The following is a 3956-nucleotide window of genomic DNA, read 5'->3' on the forward strand; positions in this document are numbered from 1 at the left end:
TTTTCTATGGACAGGCCGCCCGAAAAGGGTATGCTGGAGCCGTTCTAACTTCAGAGGTTCAGAGGTTCTTCTCCTCCTTTCCCGATGCGGCCCCCGTTGCGGGCGTTCGTTGGGGGACACAATGGCAGACGTCAAGCCGGACATCGCGCGCGGCGTGCTGGAATTGCACGAGCGCGGGTACGGGTTCCTGAGGCAGGCGGACCGCGACTTTCGGCCGACGCCGAAGGACGTTTTCGTTCCGCCCGGCCTGGTGAAGCGGCACCGCCTGAAGATGGGCCTGGTGCTGGAGGGACCGACGCGTCCGGACGCCAAAGCCCGCGGCCTTCAACTCGCCGAGATCACCAGCATCTGCGACCAGCCCCCTGAAGCCTACACCAGCCTGAAACCGTTCGAGGATCTGACGGTCATCGACCCGGAAGAGGCGCTCTGGCTCGAGACGGGCCCCGAGCCGCTGACGACGCGGGCGCTGGACCTTCTGGCGCCGATCGGCAAGGGGCAGCGCGGTCTGATCGTCTCGCCCCCGCGCGCCGGAAAGACGATTCTCCTGGAGCACATGGCCCAGGCGGTCCACAAGAACTACCCCGAGGTTCGGCTGATGATGGTGCTGGTGGACGAGAGGCCGGAGGAAGTGACCCACTTTCGCCGGACGACCGGGGCCGAGGTCCTCGCCTCCTCCAACGACCAGGACGTGGAGCAGCACGTGCGGCTCGCGAGGATGGCGTTCGCCCAGGCGAAGGCCGAGGTCGAGTTCGGACGCGACGTCGTCCTCTTCATGGACAGCCTCACGCGCCTCGGCCGCGCGTTCAACAAGGCTGTCCCGTCCAGCGGCCGGACGATGTCGGGCGGCGTGGACATCCGCGCCCTGGCGGAACCGAAGCGCATGTTCGGCGCGGCACGCAACATCGAAGGCGGCGGAAGCCTGACCGTCGTCGCCACCTGCCTCATCGACACCGGAAGCCGAATGGACGAACTCATCTTCCAGGAGTTCAAGGGCACAGGCAACATGGAGTGCGTTCTGTCGCACGACCTGGCGGAGCGCCGGCTGTATCCGGCGCTCGACATCCTCGCCTCGGGCACGCGAAAGGAAGAGCGGTTCGTCTCGGCCGAGGAGTTGAAGAAGCGGTACGCCATCCGCCGGCGCCTGGCCAGCGACAAACCCCAGGAGGCTCTCGAATCGCTGCTGGCGGCGATGGCCAAGTACCCGTCGAACAAGGCACTTCTGGATGCCCTGTCCGCCAAGTAAAAGGGCTTCCCGGCGGAAGCGCTAAAGTCCCGCCGCCATCCTGCCGATTCCTCTAATGAAGGAAATCAGGCCGTCCGGAGGGGCAAAAGCCCTTTCGGCGGCTCCTCGCGCACCTGCGGCACGAGAGCACCCTCCCCTGGGGTGCACCGGACGAACGGGCCGCAACCCGAAAAACCATCAAGGCCTCGCGGCTAAAGGCGCCGAGTCCGCGCCCTCGGGCCGCGTGCGCCGGACCTGCAACGGGAGTGCGCGAACAACCATCCATAAAACGCGGTGTGGGTGAGGGGTTGCCCAGCCGCGTTTTCAACGGGCGGGGCGGGCCTCATGCTTGCCCCGCCTCGCTTTGCGCACAAAAACGGGCGCGCGAGCGCCCACCCGTTCCGTCTTGCCAGCCTGACCGCCTACTGGGCCATGCGGAGGCGGTCGGCGTTTTCGAGGCCGGCGGAGCCTTCGGCGACCCACTCGGCGTCGGCGAGTTCGCCCCACCGGCGGGCGTACTCGTCCAGGCCGTCGGCCGCCTGGCTCAGGAGCGCGTCGCCCCCTTCGTACGTCGGCCGCGCGCCCGATTCGCGGATGAGTTCGCGCAGGACGTGCGGGTGGTCGATGATCATGCACGGCTTCAGATAGTCGTCCGAATACGGCTGGCGGGCGCGGATGCGGCGGAAGAACGGGCTGTCGAGCACCTCGTGGAGCGACTTCGCGCGGATGTTGTCCACCGCAAACTGGGCGAAGACGCACGGCTCCACGTCGCCGTGAACGTTGATGTGAACGTAGTATCGCCCGCCCGCCATGCACCCGCCCACGAGGGCCCCGTCGTTCCAGAAGTCCATCAGCAGCATCGGCAGCCGCTCCCGCAGGTCCATGAGGCGCCGCCGCCGGTGGAGGCGCTGCTCGGGCGTCGGCATGAGGTCGAGGTTCGGTTCCCGGCCGATGGGGATGTAATTGAAGTACCACCCGAAACTGCAGCCCTGGCCGCGCCAGAAATCCACAAACGCGTCGGACACCACCAGGTCGTTGTTCCGCCTCGTCGCCGTCGCGCTGAACCCGAAGAACACGCCGCGATCCCTGAGGTTCCTCATCGCCGTCAGGATCCGCTCGAACGTCCCTTCGCCCCGCCGGGCGTCCGTCTCCGCCTCGAACCCCTCGACGCTGATGCACGGCACAACGTGGCCCAACTCCGCCAGCCGGTCCGCGAGTCGTTCGTCGATCAGCGTCCCGTTGGTATAGACCTGAAAGTAAATATCGTCATGCTTGGCCAAGAGGTCGAGGAGGTCCTTGCGGAAGAACGGCTCGCCGCCGCTGATGGTGATGAAGTATATCCCCATCTCCTTCGCTTCCCGCAGGATCCGATCCAGGAGCCCCAGCGGCATCTCGTCGTTCTTCGCGTACTCCGACGCGTAGCACCCGATGCACCGCAGGTTACACCGCATCGTCGGGCTGATGACCAGCAAGTACGGCGGCTCCAGGCCCGTCCGGTGATGGTACTGGATGCGCTGGCGCTTTCCCGTGATGGCGTTCACCATCAGGTTATCGAGCAACTTGGTGCGGCACGGCGGGCACCCCTTCGGGAGGACCTGGCGGCCGAAGCGAAGCATCTGGCGGGCGAAGATCCGACCCTGCGGAAACGTGATGGATTCGACGGCTTCTTCGGCAAACGCGAACAATCGCTTCTCGAACCACTGCGGCGCCAACCGCATCGCGCCTCGCAACGCCTGCAACCGGACGTACGAAACAGCCGACGTGAGCGGATTCATGACCCCCTGCCCCCATCTCCTTCAGGCGGTGAATGGAACCCCTCGCCTTGCCAATCCTCGTCCCGCGAGCCGAAACAGCCGGCAGCGCGCCGGCCGGACTTGAGTTGCCTATCCTACCGCGCCGTGCGGCGCCGGTCAAGCGATCGCTGGAGCCTCCGCCCCTCGCGGCGGGCGCGCATCAGTCACCCGCCAGACGCCGGATCGCTTTCACCGCGATGTCCGTCCGCCAGTGGGCCCGGTGGAAGCGGATCTTCCGCACCGCCTCGTACGCCCGGTCCCGCGCCTCCGAAATGTCGGCGCCGAGGGCCGTCACACCCAGCACCCGCCCGCCGCTCGTATAGATCTTACCGTCCTCCTCGCGCGTCCCCGCGTGGAAGACGACGACGTCGTCCATCGCACCGGCTTCCTCGAGGCCCGTGATTTCCTTGCCCTTCTCGTACGCGCCCGGGTAGCCGCCCGACGCCATTACGACGCACACCGCCGGTCTCGGATCCCACTGGAGCGTGAGGCCGTCGAGCCGGCCTTCGATCGTCGCCTCGAGCGCCTCCACCAGGTCGCTCTTCAGGCGCACGAGGAGCGGCTGGGCCTCCGGGTCGCCGAAGCGGCAGTTGAACTCCAGGACCTTCGGCCCTCCCGCGGTCACCATGACGCCCGCGTAGAGGAGGCCGGCGTATGGCGCTCCCTCGATCTTCATGCCGTGGACCATCGGCACGAGAATTTCGCGTTCGATCTGCTCCTCGACGCGGCCGTGGACAACCGGCGCCGGGCTGTAGGCCCCCATGCCGCCCGTGTTCGGACCCTTGTCGCCGTCGTAAGCCGCCTTGTGGTCCTGGCTCGATTCCAGGACGTAGATGCTGGAGGAGTCGTCCACGAGGGCCAGGATCGACGCTTCTTCGCCCGTCAGCCGTTCCTCGATCACCACCACGTCGCCGGACGCGCCGAACGTCCGGTCCTTCAAG

The 3956-nt window shown here is 66.8% G+C and carries 3 protein-coding genes; 1 reads left to right on the plus strand and 2 read right to left on the minus strand.

What is annotated here, in order from left to right:
- Positions 1-121 precede the first annotated feature (121 nt).
- Positions 122-1243: a transcription termination factor Rho gene (gene rho, locus NTX40_05145; protein ID MCX5648469.1), complete on the plus strand. Its 1122-nt coding sequence runs from the start codon at positions 122-124 to the stop codon at positions 1241-1243.
- 401 nt (positions 1244-1644) lie between these two features.
- On the opposite strand, the gene NTX40_05150 is transcribed toward rho, so the two are convergent.
- Positions 1645-2997: a radical SAM protein gene (locus NTX40_05150; GenBank protein ID MCX5648470.1), complete on the minus strand. Its 1353-nt coding sequence runs from the start codon at positions 2995-2997 to the stop codon at positions 1645-1647.
- A gap of 178 nt (positions 2998-3175) precedes the next feature.
- A partial coding sequence (gene purD / locus NTX40_05155) for a phosphoribosylamine--glycine ligase (protein MCX5648471.1) occupies positions 3176-3956 on the minus strand: 781 nt, incomplete at its 5' end.

Source organism: Planctomycetota bacterium, assembly GCA_026387035.1.
Taxonomy (GTDB): Bacteria; Planctomycetota; Phycisphaerae; order FEN-1346; family FEN-1346; genus JAPLMM01.